The following is an 18,502-nucleotide window of genomic DNA, read 5'->3' as shown; positions in this document are numbered from 1 at the left end:
TTCGGTTAGGTGGTTGCGTTCACTTGCTTTCGTCCTGCTCGACCTGATTCTTGAGAAACGAGATCACATCCTGGAATTTTGCCACGTTCTGCTCGTCGGCCGCAGCCAGATTTTCGTGAGCCTTCAGTACATTCTTCGCGTCGGAGACTTCCTCGTTGTCCAGACTGTCGAATGCGCTGCAGACCTCGGCGTCGGCTTCGTCCGTGGAAATGATCAGGAGATTTTGCAGCCCCAGGTTCGTGATCAGTTCCTGGTTCCGCTCGCTCAGCCGGCAGAGCGTGAGCGTGCCCGGAGTCTCCTTTTTTTTCAGCTCGAGCGCCGTGCCCGCCAAAATGCCCAGGAAGGTGCTGTCCATCCCCTGGCAATTGTCGAAGTCCACCAGAAAACGGTGCCTTTCCTCGGACAGCATCTGCTCGATGAACTCGCGAAAGGAGTTGCAGTTGAGATAGTTCGCTTTGCCGTTAATCCGGACCACAACCGGATCCGAGTAGGCGCTGACAAGAAAAGTCGGCTGTTGTGAATCACTCATCAGTCGAGCGATGGATTCGATTCAGGAAGCGGAGAGGATATCACGTAGGACGTATTGTAGGATGCCACCATGTCGGTAATAATCAACTTCGATACCAGTATCTATTCTCAAAGTGAGGTCAACAGTTTGTGTGGCACCGTCGGCCTTTTTGATCTCCATGGGGATGCTTTGCCCCGGCTGGATCTGGTCGGAGAGTCCGGTGATGGAGAAGGTCTCGCTGCCGTCGAGGCCGAGGCTTTCGTCGCTCACACCATCCGGGAATTGCAGCGGCAGCACACCCATCCCGATCAGATTGGAGCGGTGGATCCGTTCAAAGCTCTTGGCCACGACCGCGCGCACACCGAGCAGCGCGGTGCCCTTGGCCGCCCAGTCGCGGGAGGAGCCCATGCCGTAATCTTCCCCGGCAATCACGATGAGGCCTTCGCCGCGTTGCTTGTATTCCTGGCAGGCGTCGTAGATGTCGGAGGGCTTACCTTCCGGCATCAGCTTGGTGTAGCCGCCCTCCTTGCCGTCCGCCATCTTGTTCTTGAAGCGGACATTGGCAAAGGTGCCGCGGGTCATGATGCGGTCGTTGCCACGGCGTGAGCCGAAGCTGTTGAAGTCTTTCTTCTCAACACCGTTTTCCTTGAGGTAGCGGCCGGCGGGGCCGTCTTCCTTGATGGCACCGGCGGGAGAAATGTGGTCGGTGGTGATGGAGTCGCCCACGATTGCGAGCGGACGCAGGTCCTTGAGGTCGGTGATCGTACCGGCCTCCATGCCGAACCCTTCAAAGAAGGGCGGGTTTTGAATGTAGGTGGATTGTTCGTCCCACTGGTAGATGTTGCCGGTCGAGGTCTCTACCGCGTTCCACTCCGGATTCGCCGAGGTGAGGTCGCCGTACTTGGCACGGAACATTTCGGGTTTCAGCCCGGAGAGCACCAGACTTTCGATCTCCTCGTTGCTCGGCCAGATGTCCTTCAGGTAAACGGCCTCGCCGTCCTTGCCGGTGCCGATCGGGTCCTTGGTCAAGTCGATGTTGACCGTGCCGGCGAGTGCGTAGGCCACCACCAGCGGCGGGGACATCAGGAAGTTGGACTTGATCGCCCCGTGGACGCGGGCTTCGAAATTTCGGTTGCCGGAGAGCACGGACGCGCCGACAAGCTCGCCTTCTTTGAGTGCATCTTCGATTGCGGGATCGAGCGGACCGGAGTTGCCGATGCAGGTGGTGCAGCCGTAGCCCACCAGTTGGAAGCCGAGTGCGTCGAGATCCTTTTGCAGGTCGGTTTCTTCAAGATAGTCCGTTACCACGCGGGAGCCGGGCCCGAGCGAGGTCTTGACCAGCGGGTTTACGTTCAGGCCCTTTTCGAGTGCCTTGCGGGCCACCAGACCGGCCGCGATCATCACGGAGGGGTTGGACGTGTTGGTGCAGGAAGTGATGGCCGCGATCAGCACCTGACCGTGGCTGATTTCCGGCAGTTCTTCGCCGTCCACCGTCTTGGGGGCCTCGTCGGCCGGCGTGGCCGGGCGGTTGGCCACCATTTCGGCCTCGTCCATGGCCGCACCTTCTTCACCGGCCAGATCGGCCACGCCGCCGGTCGGTTCGTCGCGTCCCCCGGCAGCTACCGGAGCTTTCACGCGCACTTTTTTGGACTGCTCGTCCTTGGCGATGCCGAAGCCGCCTTCGGCCACCGGCATGTCCATGAGCTGGTTGAATCGTTCCTTCAGGCTGGGCACTTCAATGCGGTCCTGCGGACGCTTCGGCCCGGAGACGCAGGGCACCACCGTGCTGATGTCGAGATCGAGGTCCACGCTGTAGTCGACTTCGCCCTTCTTGGGAATACCGAACATGTTTTGGGCGGTGTAGTAATCCTTGACCCGGGCGATGTCTTCTTCGCTGCGGCCGGTCAGGCGCAGGTAGTCGAGCGACTTTTCGTCGACCGGGAAGAAGCCCATGGTGGCTCCGTATTCCGGAGCCATGTTGGCCACGGTGGCGCGGTCGGCCAGGCTGAGCTTGGCCGCGCCTTCGCCGTAAAATTCGACAAACTTGCCCACCACGCCTTCGGCGCGGAGCATCTGGGTGATTTGCAGCGTGAGGTCGGTTGCGGTGGCGCCTTCCGGCAGGTCGCCGTGCAGGTGGACGCCGATCACTTCCGGTGTCTTGAAGTAGACCGGCTGACCCAGCATGCCGGATTCCGCTTCGATACCGCCCACGCCCCAGCCTACAATGCCGAGACCGTTGATCATGGTGGTGTGGGAGTCCGTGCCCACAAGCGTGTCCGGGTAGAGCAGGCCGTCGTTGTCGAAGACCACGCGGGCGAGATATTCCAGATTGACCTGGTGGACGATCCCGATGGCCGGCGGCACCACGCTGAAAGTATCGAAGGCCTGCTGCCCCCACTTGAGGAACTGGTAACGCTCCTTGTTGCGCGAGAACTCGATCTTCAAATTCTCCAGGAAGGCGTTGGCTGAACCGGAGCGGTCCACCTGTACCGAGTGGTCGACCACCAGGTCCACCGGCACCAGCGGCTCGATCTTGGCCGGGTCGGATCCGATCGCTTTGACCGCATCGCGCATGGCGGCGAGGTCCACCAATAGCGGCACCCCGGTGAAGTCCTGCAGCACCACGCGCGAAACCACGAATGGAATCTCCTTGTTGCTCGGCTCCGTCGCGCTCCACTTGGCCAGCGCTTCCACATCCTCTTTCACGATACGCTTGCCGTCGCAGTTGCGCAGCACCGACTCCAGCACGATACGAATGCTGACCGGGAGGCGGGAGATCCCGCTCAGGCCGGCTTCGCTCTCCAGCGCCGGAAGGCTGTAGTATTGTTTGCCGTTGAGTTCTTTAAGGACGTTGAATGGATCGTTCATGGGAAGGTTGGTGGGTGGTTGAGTTGTAGGTGGCGCTGTTTAAAGGGTTGTTGGGTCGTGAGTCGGGCGGTTTTGTGGGTTGTTGAGTCGTAGGTGGTGCTTTTAGGTTGCTTCCCCGCGAAGACTTCCCTGCGTGGGGTACAACTCACCACTCAACGACTCAACGACAAACCAACCTCCACTCAACCACCCACTAAAGCTGCTTTGGTTACGCCAAAGCAGCTTTAATCGCCTCAAAGTCGGGCAGTTGTTTCGGGTCGTCGGAGGATTCAGAGTAAATGATGGTGCCGTCTTCGTCGATGACGAAGGCGGAGCGCTTGGCCACACCCTTGAAGCCGAGAAGGTCTTCGAAGAGCACGTCATAGGCCTTGGCCACTTCCTTGTTGAAGTCGCTCAAGAGGGGAAACTGGAGCTTGTCGACTTCCGCCATCTTCTCCTGGGTGAAGGGGCTGTCGACCGAGATGCCGTAAACCTTGGCGTTCAGGCTGCTGTAGTCGTCCAAGCTCTGGTTGACGGAGCACATTTCGTCCATGCAGACGGAGGTGAAGGCCAGCGGGAAGAAAAGCAGGACGGTCTTTTGCTTGCCCAGATTATCTTCCAGCGAGACATCTTCCAGCCCGTCGGCGGTTTTGGTTTTCAAGGTAAATGCGGGTGCTTTGGTGCCTTTTGCGAGTGCCATAATAGTTTGCTGTGTCGTTTTAAATGAATGAGAACTGTGGATTAAAGGTACCCTACCGCCTCTTGTAAAGGGTCAGAATGCAATTCCCGTCGGAATCTCGGTGGAGGTTGGAGTTTATTGGTGCTTCGTTCCGCGTTCTTCACTTTCAAGCTACGCCGGACAGGACGGCGTGACAGGTCGGTGCTTTCATCCTTCGCTCTTTGATCTACGGCGTGACAGGCGGTGTTTCGGCCCAACGAGGAACCAACCCAATGCCCCAACCACAACTCAACCACACACCAAACCAGCACAACTCACCACTCAACCACTCAACGACTCAACCAGCAGCTCCACTCACCACTTCCGTCTTCGCTTTGCAAGCTACGCCGGACAAGCAACCACTCAACCACACACCAATCCAGCACAACTCACCACTCAACCACTCAACGACTCAACCAGCAGCTCCACTCACCACTTCCGTCTTCGCTTTGCAAGCTACGCCGGACAAGCAACCACTCAACGACGCACCAAACCAGCCCCACACACCAATCCAGCCCCACTCAACCACTCAACCACACACTAATTTGTGCCGGTTGCAGTCTGAAATGAGCATTCATTCGATACCGGTCACCCCGCTTTCACCAGCGAAGCCACGTAGCCCTGTTCGTGAGAACGGGGACCGATGCCTACCGCGATCCCTCTCATTCCGAAAAAGAGAAGGCATAATAATGAGAGGCAAAACAATTTCCTTTGGGGCCAGCCTAGCTGGCGACCGCTGATGGGTGCTGATGGACGCTTACTCTTGGGGAAAGATGGGGTATCGGATATGGGATATAGGATATGGGATATAGGATTTCCGATTTTCGATTGCTGATTTCCGATACCGATTGGAATTACGATTTGTTTAAAATTAGAAATTAACAATCGGTCATTCGTCATCCGCCCGGCACAGGAGTGTACCGGCTCCGCGCAGGCCCAAACGAGCAACCAGGAACGAGGAACCCAGTAACAAAGAAAAACCCCGGTTGCCCGGGGTTTTGTAGAAAAGCGCTGAGTTCCTCTTACTGAGGCGTACTCTGAGGCGTATTGGTGGGGCCTTCCGGGCTCACCACGATAATACCGAGTTCATCTTCTTCACCGAAGATGGTGCCTGGTGTCACCACGTTGGGCTTACGGGTCGGAACCTGAAGCAGGTTGTAAATTTCTTCGTAACCGCGGTCACCAGGTCCCAGGCTGATAACGATCGTGTGCTCCTGAGGAATTTGTTCGGTGACATCTTCCGGCAGCGTCGCGTCGTACTTGCTTTGCTTGGTGTTGTTGACCCACTCTTCGGTGCCGCCGGCACGGGAGATGATGTCAATCACACCATCAATGTTGGTGCAGGAAAAGATGATGTTGCCGGCGCTGTCCACAGTCACCTGGACGTTGAACTGCGTGCCGCGGATGGCCGCTGTACCCAGCGGGGTTTTGATATCGAATCGGGAGTCCGGACGCAGCTTTTTCACGTGCCCGCTGACCGAACCGTAGTTGAGGAGGAGCAGGGTCTGTGATTGGCTCGGGTCGGCCTGCAGTTGCTCGTAGCTTTGGCTGCCGGAGAAGGACTGCTGCTTCAGCGTGGCAATTTCCATCTCCGTGCTTTGGCCCACCGTGAGTTCGGAACCGTTGGAGAAAACCAGATCGGCTTCACTGAGTGCGCGGGCGCTAACCTTGTCACCTTCTTCCAGGATGTCTCCGGCGACGAGCTGTGTTTTGCTGCCGTCGCTGTCGATTTTGTTCACGACACCGGTGACCTTGACCACCTTGGCGCTGGCGAGTTGGGCAGCGTGCACTGAAATCGAAGTGATCAGGCAAACTGCAAGGCTTAGAAATGAAACTTTAAGGGCTCTCATATAAAAAAATGGCTTGGTGTGAAAAATGGCTGGATGATTTAACCTAAGGTAAGAAAACCACGTTTCAAGCTTTTTCAAATGCTTGATCATGGCATGCCGGTGGGCGTATAGACCCTTATCGCTTTTTTACACTTTCTTATAAATGACACGTTTTAGGCCATGTATTGATCTGCACCGGGGAGCGGTGAAGCAAATCGTCGGATCGTCACTCAAGGATGACGGCTCGGCCCCGCAAACCAACTTTGAAAGTGACCAGCCGGCCGCTTTCTTTGCGGACTTATACCGAAAGGACGGACTCACGGGCGGCCACGTTATACAGTTGGGACCCGGGAACGGGGAAGCCGCGGCCCAGGCCCTTGCCGCCTATCCCGGGGGCTTGCAGATCGGGGGTGGGATTACCCCCGAGAACGCCACACAATGGCTCCAGCTGGGGGCGAGTCACGTAATTGTTACATCCTGGCTCTTCGACAAGGACGGGTATTTTTCTTTGGACCGCCTGAATCGGTTGGTGGCCGAAGTCGGTGCCGGACAACTGGTGATCGATCTGAGTTGCCGCGCGAAAAACGGCGGCTGGGTCGTGGCCATGGACCGTTGGCAAAAAGAAACCGATCTCTGGCTGAATCCGGAAACGCTCCGGCAATTGTCGCAGGTCTGCGCCGAATTTCTCATTCACGCCGCCGACGTCGAAGGCAAATGCGAAGGCATCGACCCGGATCTGGTGGCATTTCTGGGGGAGCACAGTCCAGTGCCCTGCACCTACGCCGGCGGCGCCCGCTCTCTCGATGACCTCGAGCAGGTGCAGACATTGAGCCGGGGCCGGGTGGACCTCACCATCGGCAGCGCCCTCGATATCTTCGGCGGCACGCAAGTGGCCTACCGTGACTGCCTCGCCTGGAATAGGGGGGGGTAGTGGGTCGTTGAGTGGTGGCTAGTTAGTGACTAGTTAGTGGGTGGTTGAGTGGTTGAGTGGTGGGTGGTGTCGTTGAGTGGTGGCTAGTTAGTGAGTGGTTGAGTGGTGGGTGGTGTCTTTTAGTGGGTCGTTGAGTGCTTGCTTGTCCGGCGTAGCTTGCAAAGCGAAGACGGAAGCCCCGTAGCCTCGCTGGTAACAGCGGGGTCGATGCGTATCGAGATCCCTCTCATTCCGAAAAATGAAAACAGCCAAATAATTCCTTGGGCCAGCTTAGCTGGCGACCGCTGATGGCCGCTCATAATCGCTTATGGAATTGGGCTTGTACCAGTTTCAAGAAGGTTTGTCCCTGAAGCGAAGTTGCGAGAGCAAGGTCGATAGAACTATGCGAGCGATAATCGACGGCACTCCGTCTACGCTCAACGAGGCTACGGCGTGACATGTATCGTGCCATTGCTACAGGTGAGTGCGAGTTGGTAGGTCGTTGAGTCGTTGAGTGGTGGCTAGTTAGTGGCTAGTTAGTGGGTCGTTGAGTGGTTGAGTGGTTGAGTGGTGGGTGGTGTCTTTTAGTGGGTCGTTGAGTGCTTGCCTGTCCGGCGTAGTTTGAAGAGCGAAGACGGAAGCCCCGTAGCCTCGCTGGTAACAGCGGGGTCGATGCAAGGCGCAGAACAAGCAACGACCCACCAACTCGCCCCACTAACCACTCAACAACTCACTAATTGAGCCCCACCAACCACTCAACGACTCACTAATTGAGCCCCACTCACCACTCAACCACTCAACGACTCACTAATTGAGCCCCACCCACAACTCAACCACTCAACGACAAACCAGCAGCCCCACTCAACGACTCAACAAGGCAACCACCCCGCAGTTGCCTTCATTTTAAGATTGGCAGACACTGGCTCGATCCGCATTGAGTCTCGTTTTGCTTGCCATGGAATTATTGAATCCAGCTTTTGTCATCCTGATTATTAAAATCACGATCTGCGTGTTCCCCGGGGTCGTGGGTATTATTCTGCTGAGCATGCCCGAGGAGAAAAAGCGGTCTTTCCGCAACAGCCTGTGCAATCGCCTTTTCGGGGTCAGTAATGCCATTCCTTTTCCGAATTTTGAACGCGCCCTGCTCATTATTGGCATCCTTGGATTGTTAATCAGTGGGGCGGCCACGTGGTTTCTTCTCATTGCAGGTATGCTTGAATAATGGCTTATTGATGGCTCACGGGGTTTCTTTCGCATTTTAAAGGAAGACCTTTTCAGCCTGAGTCTGCGCCATCTTTAAGTTCGTCAGATACAATCGGCCGTGCTAATTTGATTGCCAAGTAGATATGTTTTTCACGGCGCTATTCTTTCTCCTGCTCGGTTGTTTTGCCTCGTGGTTGGTGATTCATCTTGCCTTGCAGATTGAATTGGGCGTCTCCCGTAGTGAGGAAATCCAGCACCATCATACCCACAGCGGCGTGATTCCCCGGGTGGGCGGTCTGGGGATTGTCGTCGGTTTCGCCGCGACCTACCTGCTCTGTTTCTTTTTTCTGGATGAGCGGGACAATCAGTCGCTCATCCACTACAGCGTCTTTGCCGGAGCTGTGGCGGCATTCTTGTTGGGCTTTATCGACGACATGCGCCCTCTCGGGGCCCGGGTGAAGCTGCTGGCGCAGATCATCATCGCGTTGTTCGCCCACCACGCCGGGTTGGAGGTCAAGACTTTTGCAGTGCCCTTTACTAGTATGAATATTAGTTTGGGCATTTTTAGTATCTTCATCACGGTTGGCTGGGTCGTGGCCTTGATGAATCTGATCAACCTCATCGATGGCCTGGACGGCCTAGCGGGCGGGGTCGGTCTCATGCTCATGAGCCTGCTGGCCTACCTGGCCTATCAGGGTGGGGTGGCCTTTTCCCTGATTCTTTCCCTGGGCATGTGCGGCGCCATCCTCGGCTTCCTCTTTCACAACTTTCCCCCGGCCAAAGTCTATATGGGCGATTCCGGTGCCTATTTGATCGGCTATGTCATCGCCTCGATTTCGCTGATCAACTCGGAGAAGGGGACCGTCCTGGCCGCCCTGATCGCTCCGGTCCTGGCTCTGGCCCTGCCTATCTGCGACGTGGCTTTCGCCATCCTACGCCGCGGGATCAAGGGCTTGCCGCTCTTCCGTCCCGATCGCGGGCATATCCACCACCGCCTGGTGGCCAGTGGCCTCTCCCGCCAGCACACGGTGCTGGTGCTCTATGCCGTCTCCCTGCTGGCCCTGGTGGCTGGTTTGCTGGCCTTCACCGCCCAGGGGCGCTACCTGCCGATTTTCCTCGGTTTTCTCTTCGTCCTCTTTCTTTTCGCCATTCGCGGGCAGAAGATGTCGCCGCAAAATTTCAGCCGGATGTTGAGCGAGTCCGTCGATGCCCGTCAGGACACCAAGAACGCCATCCAACTCCGCGATTGGCTGGCTCTGGAGGCCAAGCGGGCCGACAGTGGGGAGCACCTCTGGTCCGATTTTCGTTTCGTCCTGAAAAAGATCGGGTTCTGCCGGGCCGAGCTCCGGATCGATACCGCCGAGCGTTCCTTCTACCTGCCCAAGACCCCGCACGACGAGCCGGACAAGTTGTGGGAGGAGAGTCACGAAATCGCCGCCGACGTCGAATTAACTCTCTACGCCGAGAAGGCCTATTTCTCCGAGAGGCAATTCTACATCATCTCCGATATCGCCGCCGAAGCCTGGAATCGCGCCGCCACCCAATGGCGCCTGACCAACGAGGTCGAGCTGACCTTCGACGCCGAGGCCAAAGAGCCGGAAAGCTACCGCGCCCAGAAGTCGAGAAGTCTCTACCGGCCGACATACTAAGCGCGAAGAGCTCTGGCAGGGAGCCAAGAGTTTATTGGTTCTTTGTGCCGCGTTCTTCGTTCTTGGCTATCTCTCGGCCAAAACAAGCTACCCGTGGCCTCCGTCTTCGCTCCGATAGCTTCGCCGGACACGGTCGTTCGTGAGAACGGGGACCGATGCCTACCGCGATCCCTCTCATTCCCAAAAAGAGAAGGCATAATAATGAGAGGCAAAACAATTTCCTTTTGGGCCAGCTTAGCTGGCGACCGCTTATGTGCGCTGATGGCCGCTTATTGTTGGGGAAGGATGGGGGATATGGGATATTCGCTTCGCTGGATATGGGGATGTTCGGTAATTCGGTTTCGGCCTAACGAGGAACGTGGAACTACTCAACCACAAACCAAACCAGCCCCACTCAACCACTGACAACCGGCAAACCAGGTCACTGGAAAACTGCAAATCTTGAATTTGCCCCGTAGCCTCGCTGGTAACAGCGGGGTCGATGCCCATTGAGATGCGGCCTCATCCCGAAAAAGAGAGAGGTCAGAGGCCGGAGCCGGTACATTTTTGTGCCGGTTGCAGTCTGAAATGAGCATTTATTCGATACCGGCCACCCCGCTTTCACCAGCGAAGCCACGTAGCCCTGTTCGTGAGAACGGGGACCGATGCCTACCGCGATCCCTCTCATTCCCAAAAAGAGAAGGCATAATAATGAGAGGCAAAACAATTTCCTTTGGGGCCAGCCGAGCTGGCGACCGCTGATGTGCGCTGATGATCGCTTACTCTTGGGGAAAGATGAGGGATCAGGATATCGGATGCAGGATTGAACCGCGTGGGCGAAGCCTTTTATGCGGTGGGATATTCGCTTCGCTGGATATGGGATATGGGATATGGGATATAGGATTTCCGATTTTCGATTGCTGATTTCCGATGCCGATTGGAATTACGATTTGTTTAAAATTAGAAATTAACAATCGGTCATTCGTCATCCGCCCGGCACAGGAGTGTACCGGCTCCGCGCAGGCCCAAACGAGCAACCAGGAACGAGGTACCAGAAACCAAGAACGAGGAACGCGGAACCTGGAACCAACCCAACTACCCCCAAGAGCGCCTCGCTTCCAGTTGCAGCAAACGGCTGACCAGGGCGATACCTGCGACGAGGGCGACCCAGTAGGACGGGCTGTGGAAGATAAAATCGAGAAAGGCGTGCCCTGCGGCGGCGAGACAGCCGGCCAGAAAGAAGAGGGTCAGCAGCGGGTACTGGAGCATGGCTTTCCAGGCGGGGAGGAGGAAGCTGACGATGGCCAGCAACAGCAGGCCTGAACCGATGACACCGTACTCGGTAAGGAACTGAAGCACATCGTTGTGGGCGTAGCGGTAGAACCTGCGCCCCTCCCAGCCGCGCTTGTGGTGCTTGCGCGCATAAAAAAGCTCGGGCACCTCCTGTTGGTAGATGGGGAAAGCGTAGCGGAAACTCCCGGCCCCCCATCCGGTCCAGAGTTGATCCTGGGCCATCCGCCAGGTGAGCTTTGAGCTGAGCACGCGGGCGTCGCGGTCGGCCTCCTCAATCGTCGCCTCGATATCACCAAAGCGGGTCTCCATCGCCTGCCAGTCGATAGCTCTGTTGGCCTGATATAGCCCAACAGAAAGTAAAAGAGTGAGGGTGAGCGTGAGTGTCGCGGTGAGCCACACGGTATGACGGGACAATTGGCCCAGGGTATGGTACAGATAATCGGCCAATACCAGGATGAGGAACAGGCCGACCAGTATGCCGGCGAAGAGGATGCCCCCGCGGGAGAGCGCCAGGCCCACCGACACGGCGATCAGACCGATCAGGCAAAAGCTCATGAAGTGCGGCCCCCCGCTGCGAAAGGCCTCGCGGGCGCGGCGGGCGTGATGGAAGTAAAGCACCCCGGCCAGCACGATGCCCCAGTTGAGGTAGGCGGCCCCCTGGTTGCGATAGAAGAAGCTGCCCCAGAAGTTCGGATTCTCGGACTTCAGCGTCCAGAGTACGGCATCGGAACCGGTGTATTGTTGGGCGATGGCCACGGCGGCCATGCCGGAAAGGTTGAACAGGAAGAACCAGAGCACAAACTGCGCACTGCGCCGGGACGCGAGACCGTAGTCGAGCCCGAACGCGAGACTGAAAGCCGCAAGGTGCATGTTGAAGATGCGCCAGGCGTTCATCGGCTCGTAAGGGGCGGCCACCGAGGTTGGGAGCCAGCTTGCCAGCGCGGGGGGCACCGACTCCAGCCACCAGCCCCGCGCATCGGATGCGATCTGCCAAGCCGGATTCAGCGCGGCAATCGCGAGGTAAAGTAGGAAGGCGGCGGCAAAGAAAAGGCTGGCGAAGCGGGATATGGGAAACGTGGTTCGAGAGAATCCTGACCCGGCCCCACGGACCCCGGGCAGCGGAACAAGCGCGAGCGCCAAAGTCAACAAGCCGCCGGCCAGCATGAGATGAAGCGACCAGGCAATGACCCCACCGTAGCCCCAGGCGGTGTAGGCCAGCGTCAGCGCCCCAACAAGAGCGACGAGTTTTTCCCGTCGGGGAATGTTCGGTTTACGGTTCACGTTTTCGGTTGGTCTTCAAGGAAAGCGATATCAGGCAGAGTTCGATAAGTTCATGATTTGGCAAAATGATTTTTTGGGGGCCAGCCTAGCTGGCGACCGCTTATGTGCGCTGATGGACGTTTATTGTTGGGGAAGGATGGGGGATCAGGGATATGGGATATTCGCTTCGCTGGATATGGGGATGTTCGGTAATTCGGTTTCGGCCTAACGAGGAACGTAGAACCAATCAACCACACACCAAACCAGCCCCACACACCAAACCAGCCCCACTCACAAGTCACGCCGTAGACCCGGAAGGGCGAAGGCGGAACGACACACCAATCCAGCCCCACTCACGACTCAACCACTCAACCACACACCAAACTAGCCCCACTCAACCACAAACCAAACCAGCCCCACTCAACCACTGACAACCGGCAAACCAGGCCACTGGAAAACTGCAAATCTTGAATTTGCCCCGTAGCCTCGCTGGTAACAGCGGGGTCGATGCCCATTGAGATGCGGCCTCATACCGAAAAAGACAGAGGTCAGAGGCCGGAGCCGGTACATTTTTGTGCCGGTTGCAGTCTGAAATGAGCATTCATTCGATACCGGCCACCCCGCTTTCACCAGCGAAGCCACGTAGCCCTGTTCGTGAGAACGGGGACCGATGCCTACCGCGATCCCTCTCATTCCGAAAAAGAGAAGGCATAATAATGAGAGGCAAAACAATTTCCTTTGGGGCCAGCCTAGCTGGCGACCGCTGATGGGTGCTGATGGACGCTTATTGAGTTTCCTATTTAGGTACGTGCGGGGTGGGGCTGCCCGCGAAGGAGCGCGAAGAGGAGAAAGATCCTTAGCGGTTCCTTGGCAAAACTTAGCGGGCCAAATTCATAACATCGACCATTTTCAAACGGAGCTGGGACATTCTGCACAGGCTTTCACTCTTGCCTCTTCAAGCGTGATTCCAAAAATGTAGATCATGTTGGACCCGATCCTGTTAGATAGATGCGTTGAGCGGTTTTCCCGTGAGTCCGGCCTTGTCGCGGTTTGGATCTTCGGTTCCGCCGTAAGTGATCGCCTGCGGGAGGACAGCGATGTTGATTTTGCCCTCTACAACAAGCCTGGTGCGGAATTGGACCTCTCCGCGTTTGGAGAGTTGGTTTGCGACTTAGAGGATATTTTGGGACGGAAGGCGGACCTCGGCTGGCTCAGTTCCCGTAATCTGGTTTACGCCGTGCAGGCCTTCCAGACAGGTCAACTCATCTACACCACGGACGAGTCGGCCGCCATGGCATTTGCGAGCCGTTTGCAATCGCTTTATTTGGATTTGAAACAGGATCGAAAAGTCGTCGAGGAGGCCTACTGTGCCTGACGATGTCATGTTCAATAAGGGGGCGGTCATCGAGCGCTCCCTGCGCCGCGTTTTAGAGATCTATCGCGCGGATCCGGCTTTGGCGGACCAAATGCACATCGACGCGCTGACTTTAAACGTAGAGCGCGCCTGCCAGGCAGCCATCGACCTTGCCATGCATGTGGTCGCTTCCAAACATTTGGGCATGCCACAAAGCCAGGCCGATGCCTTTCGCCTGCTGGCCGATTCTGGGGAGATCGACCGCAAGCTATCTGAGCGCATGATAGGTATGTGCGGTTTTCGCAATATCCTCATCCACCAATACCAAGACTTGGAACTCGATCTTTTGCATAAAGTTGCCACGGAGCAATGGAGAGAATTAGAAGCACTTTGCCTCGCATTCGGATTGAAAATTGCGGTGCCCGAGTAGAAGCGACACTCCTGTCGCTTTCATTTCCAGAGGTCGGGTTGTCAGCGTTAAGTTTTAAGGGTTAAGTTCCTGGTTCCTGGTTCTGCGTTGGGGGTATTGACAATCGGAATTCCAAATCGGGATCGGACAGAAGTCAGAGGACAGAGGCCAGAAGACAGAGGGCCAGATGCCGGAGGTCGGAAGTCAAGAATCCCGATCCCGATTACGGAACACTGAAGGCTGAGGGGTTAAAACTGGAATGAAAGCTTCCGGCTTCCTGTCCGCTCCGCGGAACCGCTTCAACCTTCGCCGAGGCTACGGCTTGACGTGCATCACCACTTATAGGGGAGGGTTTTTTCATAAGCGTGCCATTAGCGGTAATAAGCGGTCGCTCGGAGAGCGTTTGAAAGAAAGGTTGAGTGATGTGGGTTGAATTCCTGATTCCCGATAAGTAATTTCCTCCGATGCCGACCACAGAACACTTGAAACCGGAATAAAAGCTTCCGGCTTCTTGTCCGCTCCGCGGAACCGCTGATCACCGCTCATCACCACTTATAGTGGACAGGTTTTTCCATAAGCGTGTCATTAGCGGTAATTAGCGGTCGCTCGGAGAGCGTTGAGAAGAAAGATTGAGTGATGTGGGTTAAATTCCTGATTCCCGATAAGTAATTTCCTCCGATGCCGACCACAGAACACTTGAAACCGGGAATGAAACCTTCTGGCTTTCTGTCCGCTCCGCGGAACCGCTGATCACCGCTCATCACCACTTATAGTGGACAGGTTTTTCCATAAGCGTGTCATTAGCGGTCATTAGCGGTCGCTCGGAGAGCGCTAAAAGAAAGGTTGAGTGATGTGGGTTGAATTCCTGTTTTTTGATTCCTGATTGCTGACTGTTCCGGTCTTCTGGCTTCCGGCCTCTGGCTTCCGGCCTCTGAACACTTATCATTCTGTTCAAAAAAGCTTGAACAAAACGAAAATAAGGCCTTTCCTTCACCGAAATGACCGCGCCAAACCAACCGCAACAGCTGGCTTCCTGGGAAGTTGCGATGATTGATAGCTTCGTCCGCGCCGCGACCTTGATCGGCCTGCCGCGTTCGATTGGCGAGATTTACGGTCTGCTTTATTGCAGCCCGGATCCCCTGACCTTTGACGAGATCGAGGCGCGTCTTGGCATTTCCCGGGGGTCGGTGTCCGGGGGGCTCAAGACCCTGCGGCAGTTGGGCGCGGTCAAGCTGCAGTATGCCCCCGGTTCGCGCAAAGACCATTACGTCCCCGAGCTGTCCATGGAGCGGCTGGTCCGCGGCTTCATCGCCGACCAGTTTACCCCCCATCTCGAGTCCAGTGTCGAGCGCCTCGACGCCATCGAAACCGAGCTCGCCGACGAACCCGACGCCGCCCGCCGCCAACACGCCAGCCAGCGGCTCAACACCCTCCGCACCTGGCGCCGCCGCGCCGAAAAACTTTTGCCCATCGTCCTCGCCGTGCTTGGCGGGGGCCGGGCATTACTTTCCAAAGGCGAAGATTCCCCCGCGAATATCGTCTAACCAGAGTCCTATAGCCATTGGCCTTGCCATTAGCTATTACGCATCAGTCATTTACAAATCACCAAAGATTGGTTTCGGAAACAACCGTGCGACCAATGGCGGTAGCGTGCTTGGATTCGGTTCTTAGTTATTAGTTCTAGTTCCTAGTTCGAGTTCTAGTTTGGGTCAGAGCGGTGTTGACCAAAAAAATATTAAATAGATGTGGTAGCCGACTGCGTCGGTGACCGCTCATTTTCGCTCATTTGCGCTTATTATCATTAAAGGAAGCAAGGCTTTGTATTGTCTTTACTATACAGCGTTTGCTTTAGTAGCTATCAGCCCATGCGTGATCAATATTTGAGTGAAGAAGGTTATCAGTTAGTCGGTGCCGCGTATGAGGTGCACAAGGAACTGGGGGGTGGACTAAGTGAAGAGATCTATCAGGAGAGCCTGGAGCTGGAACTGGGATTTCAAGGAATCCCCTTTGATTCTAAGGCTGAACTCAGAGTTTATTATAAAGGACACCTTTTAAACAAAAGATATATTCCAGATTTACACGTTAACGACGAAATCGTTGTCGAACTCAAGTCTGTGAAATCTATTACCGAGGAACACGAGAAACAATTACTTAACTATATGCGTATCACCAAAAAGCCCGTCGGGTACTTGGTTAATTTCGGGCCACCCTCTCTCGTATGGAAACGCTATATTCTTAATGAGTATATCCACAAAAAATAAGCGTTAATAAGCGAAAATGAGCGGTCCCCAGCTCCGCTGGTCTTAAATTATTTGTGAAATGCTGTTAGAGCTCGAAAAAATCTTCCTAGAAAAGCCGATCGACGGAACCGGCGAATGCCTGGTCCTGGCGGAATTGGTTTTGCCGCGGCGGGCGATCGCCAGTCGCGCGGCCTTGAAGCCGGTTCGTCTGACCAAGGGAAAGCGCTCCTTGGGGCGCGCCGCTTTTGTCGACCGGGCGCTTTTGAAGGAACGGGTCGACGGGCCCTTCGGGCTCCGGGTTGCGGTCACCCGCCCGCTCCGGCGGCCGGAACTTGCCGCCATGCTGCGGACCCTCCTCGCTGCCGGAATCGAGGACCTCGGCAGCGAACTCGCCCGCCGCGTGCCCTTCGGGCCTGCCGGGGAACTGGTCGACAGCTTTGGCGAGGCCGTCGCGGATCATCTCGACGAAGACGCCCCCGACTTTATCGCCGAGGGCGCCCTCGACCTCGACAGCGAAACCCTCACCGCCGGCCAGCTGACGGTCCCGCTTAAGCTCACGGAAAGGATCCGCCAGTCCGATCTGCCCCCCGGTCCCAAAAGCAGAGAAAAACGAAGATCCGCCGCCAAGACCTACCGCAAAGGCAGCCCGGCCGGCGAGGTCATCCTGAACATCACCCCGGACGATTAGCGGAGGCCAAGTTTTAGGTTTTAAGTCCCGCAATCGGTATCGGTATCGGGATCGCAATCGGAATCGGAGAGAAGCCAGAAGCCAGAGGACAGAGGTCAGAAGCCAGAGGATAGAGGACAGCTACCGAAATACGGAAACTCCGAAACCCTGAAACTCCGAACCACCCACAACTCAACAACTCAACCACCCACCAAAATTTTCCATGAAAATTTTAATCACAGGCGGCTGCGGCTTCATCGGCTCCAATCTCGTTCGTTTGCTTATCGAGCAGAAGGACTGTCAGGTCATCAATGTCGACAAACTCACCTACGCCGGCAACGCCGCGTCTCTCGCCGATCTCGCGGACCATCCGAACTATCATTTTGAATACTGCGACCTCGCCGCGCCGATCGAGACACCGACCGAACGACCTTCCCACCTTCCCACCTTCCCACCTTCCCACGGAGATCAAAAATCGCTGAAGCAAATTTTTGATCTCCACCAACCTGACGCCGTCATGCACCTCGCGGCCGAGAGCCACGTGGACCGCTCCATCGACGGCCCCGGCGAGTTTATCCAGACCAATATCGTGGGAACCTATCACCTGCTGCAGGCGGCGCTGGCCTATTGGCGCAGCTTGCCGGAAGCAGGTGGGTGTGAAGGTGTAAAAGTGGAAAAGTGCGAAGGTGAAGCAGGGGACAAACCTTCCACCTTCCCACCTTCAAACCTTCCCACCAAGGAATCTTTCAGATTCCTTCATGTTTCCACCGACGAAGTCTACGGCTCCCTCGCACCTGACGCCCCCGGCTTTTCCGAAACCACCCCCTACGACCCGCATTCGCCCTATTCCGCGTCCAAGGCCGCGTCTGATCATCTCGCCCGCGCCTGGGGTGACACTTACGGCCTCCCGGTCCTGGTCACCAATTGCTCCAACAACTACGGCCCCTACCAGTTTCCGGAAAAACTCATCCCGGTGGTCATCCTCAAATGCCTCCGAGGGGAAACGATTCCCGTTTACGGGAAGGGCGAGAGCATCCGCGACTGGCTCTACGTTGAAGACCACGCCGAAGCCCTCTACACTGTCCTCACCCAGGGCCGGGTGGGGGAGACCTACAATATTGGTGGGAACAATGAGCAGAACAATCTCAGCCTGGTGAAGAAGATATGTGAGATTGTTGGTGACGAGTTGAGTCGTTCAGTGGTCAGTGGTGACTCTGCTGGACCACATACGACTCAACGACTCAACCACCCAACTCCCAAATCCTTGCAGGATTTGATCACTTTCGTAACTGACAGACCCGGCCACGACATGCGCTACGCTATCGACGCCCGCAAGATCCGTGACGAACTCGGCTGGGAGCCGAAGGAGGACTTCGAGTCCGGCTTCCGGAAGACCGTCCAATGGTATTTACAGAACTCGGAGTGGTGGGAGAATATTCTGAGCGGGGACTACAAGTTGGAACGCCTGGGCGATAATCGATAATCAGTAACCGGACGCGCTTCTGTTGTAGGCTTCTTCAGAGCGCGTGCCTCGTACCCCGTCATCCCGGCTTATCTCTTCTTTTTGACTACGAAAATCACGAAAACAGGCGAAACCGCTTATCAAAGAACACGCTTCCCTCATGAGTGGTAATCA

14 protein-coding genes are annotated in these 18,502 nt (G+C 56.2%); 9 read left to right on the top strand and 5 right to left on the bottom strand.

What is annotated here, in order from left to right:
* Positions 1-19: 19 nt before the first annotated feature.
* From DDZ13_RS10450 to DDZ13_RS10435, 4 genes are all read right to left on the bottom strand, one after another.
* Positions 20-529, bottom strand: a complete 510-nt coding sequence (locus tag DDZ13_RS10450) for an STAS domain-containing protein (RefSeq protein WP_110131403.1) — start codon at positions 527-529, stop codon at positions 20-22.
* 21 nt (positions 530-550) lie between these two features.
* Complete coding sequence (locus DDZ13_RS10445) at positions 551-3,376, bottom strand: aconitate hydratase (protein WP_110131402.1); 2,826 nt, start codon at positions 3,374-3,376, stop codon at positions 551-553.
* Between the two features lie 208 nt (positions 3,377-3,584).
* Positions 3,585-4,055 (bottom strand): redoxin domain-containing protein, encoded by a 471-nt coding sequence (locus DDZ13_RS10440; RefSeq protein ID WP_110131401.1) that lies wholly within the window; start codon positions 4,053-4,055, stop codon positions 3,585-3,587.
* 1,040 nt (positions 4,056-5,095) lie between these two features.
* Positions 5,096-5,863, bottom strand: coding sequence for a FecR family protein (locus DDZ13_RS10435; RefSeq protein WP_233246141.1), 768 nt, complete (start codon positions 5,861-5,863; stop codon positions 5,096-5,098).
* 202 nt (positions 5,864-6,065) lie between these two features.
* Between DDZ13_RS10435 and hisA the strand changes: the two genes are divergently transcribed.
* The 3 genes from hisA to DDZ13_RS10420 all read left to right on the top strand — a co-directional run bounded on the left by hisA (position 6,066) and on the right by DDZ13_RS10420 (position 9,664).
* Complete coding sequence (gene hisA / locus DDZ13_RS10430; RefSeq protein ID WP_110131399.1) at positions 6,066-6,833, top strand: phosphoribosylformimino-5-aminoimidazole carboxamide ribotide isomerase; 768 nt, start codon at positions 6,066-6,068, stop codon at positions 6,831-6,833.
* A gap of 934 nt (positions 6,834-7,767) precedes the next feature.
* Positions 7,768-8,034 carry a hypothetical protein gene (locus DDZ13_RS10425; RefSeq protein WP_110131398.1) on the top strand — a complete coding sequence of 89 codons (267 nt, stop codon included), beginning with the start codon at positions 7,768-7,770 and terminating at the stop codon, positions 8,032-8,034.
* Between the two features lie 124 nt (positions 8,035-8,158).
* Positions 8,159-9,664, top strand: a complete 1,506-nt coding sequence (locus tag DDZ13_RS10420; protein ID WP_110131397.1) for an MraY family glycosyltransferase — start codon at positions 8,159-8,161, stop codon at positions 9,662-9,664.
* A 1,074-nt stretch (positions 9,665-10,738) separates the two neighbouring features.
* Here DDZ13_RS10420 and DDZ13_RS10410 read toward each other — a convergent pair.
* Positions 10,739-12,217, bottom strand: coding sequence for an O-antigen ligase family protein (locus DDZ13_RS10410; protein ID WP_110131395.1), 1,479 nt, complete (start codon positions 12,215-12,217; stop codon positions 10,739-10,741).
* Positions 12,218-13,178: 961 nt separating this feature from the next.
* Between DDZ13_RS10410 and mntA the strand changes: the two genes are divergently transcribed.
* From mntA to rfbB, 6 genes are all read left to right on the top strand, one after another.
* Positions 13,179-13,571, top strand: coding sequence for a type VII toxin-antitoxin system MntA family adenylyltransferase antitoxin (gene mntA, locus DDZ13_RS10400; RefSeq protein WP_110131393.1), 393 nt, complete (start codon positions 13,179-13,181; stop codon positions 13,569-13,571).
* Entirely contained in the window at positions 13,564-13,980 is a 417-nt protein-coding gene (gene hepT / locus DDZ13_RS10395; RefSeq protein ID WP_199221101.1) for a type VII toxin-antitoxin system HepT family RNase toxin, read from the top strand. Before mntA ends, hepT begins: the two co-directional genes overlap by 8 nt.
* Before the next feature lie 977 nt (positions 13,981-14,957).
* Positions 14,958-15,503 (top strand): GbsR/MarR family transcriptional regulator, encoded by a 546-nt coding sequence (locus DDZ13_RS10380; RefSeq protein WP_110131390.1) that lies wholly within the window; start codon positions 14,958-14,960, stop codon positions 15,501-15,503.
* Positions 15,504-15,824: 321 nt separating this feature from the next.
* Positions 15,825-16,220, top strand: a complete 396-nt coding sequence (locus DDZ13_RS10375) for a GxxExxY protein (RefSeq protein ID WP_110131389.1) — start codon at positions 15,825-15,827, stop codon at positions 16,218-16,220.
* Between the two features lie 58 nt (positions 16,221-16,278).
* Entirely contained in the window at positions 16,279-16,887 is a 609-nt protein-coding gene (locus tag DDZ13_RS10370) for a hypothetical protein (RefSeq protein ID WP_110131388.1), read from the top strand.
* Between the two features lie 202 nt (positions 16,888-17,089).
* Positions 17,090-18,349, top strand: coding sequence for a dTDP-glucose 4,6-dehydratase (gene rfbB / locus DDZ13_RS10365; RefSeq protein WP_110131387.1), 1,260 nt, complete (start codon positions 17,090-17,092; stop codon positions 18,347-18,349).
* Positions 18,350-18,502 lie beyond the last annotated feature (153 nt).

Source organism: Coraliomargarita sinensis (assembly GCF_003185655.1).
Lineage (GTDB): Bacteria > Verrucomicrobiota > Verrucomicrobiia > Opitutales > Coraliomargaritaceae > Coraliomargarita_B > Coraliomargarita_B sinensis.
This window is presented reverse-complemented; position numbering and strand designations above follow the sequence as displayed.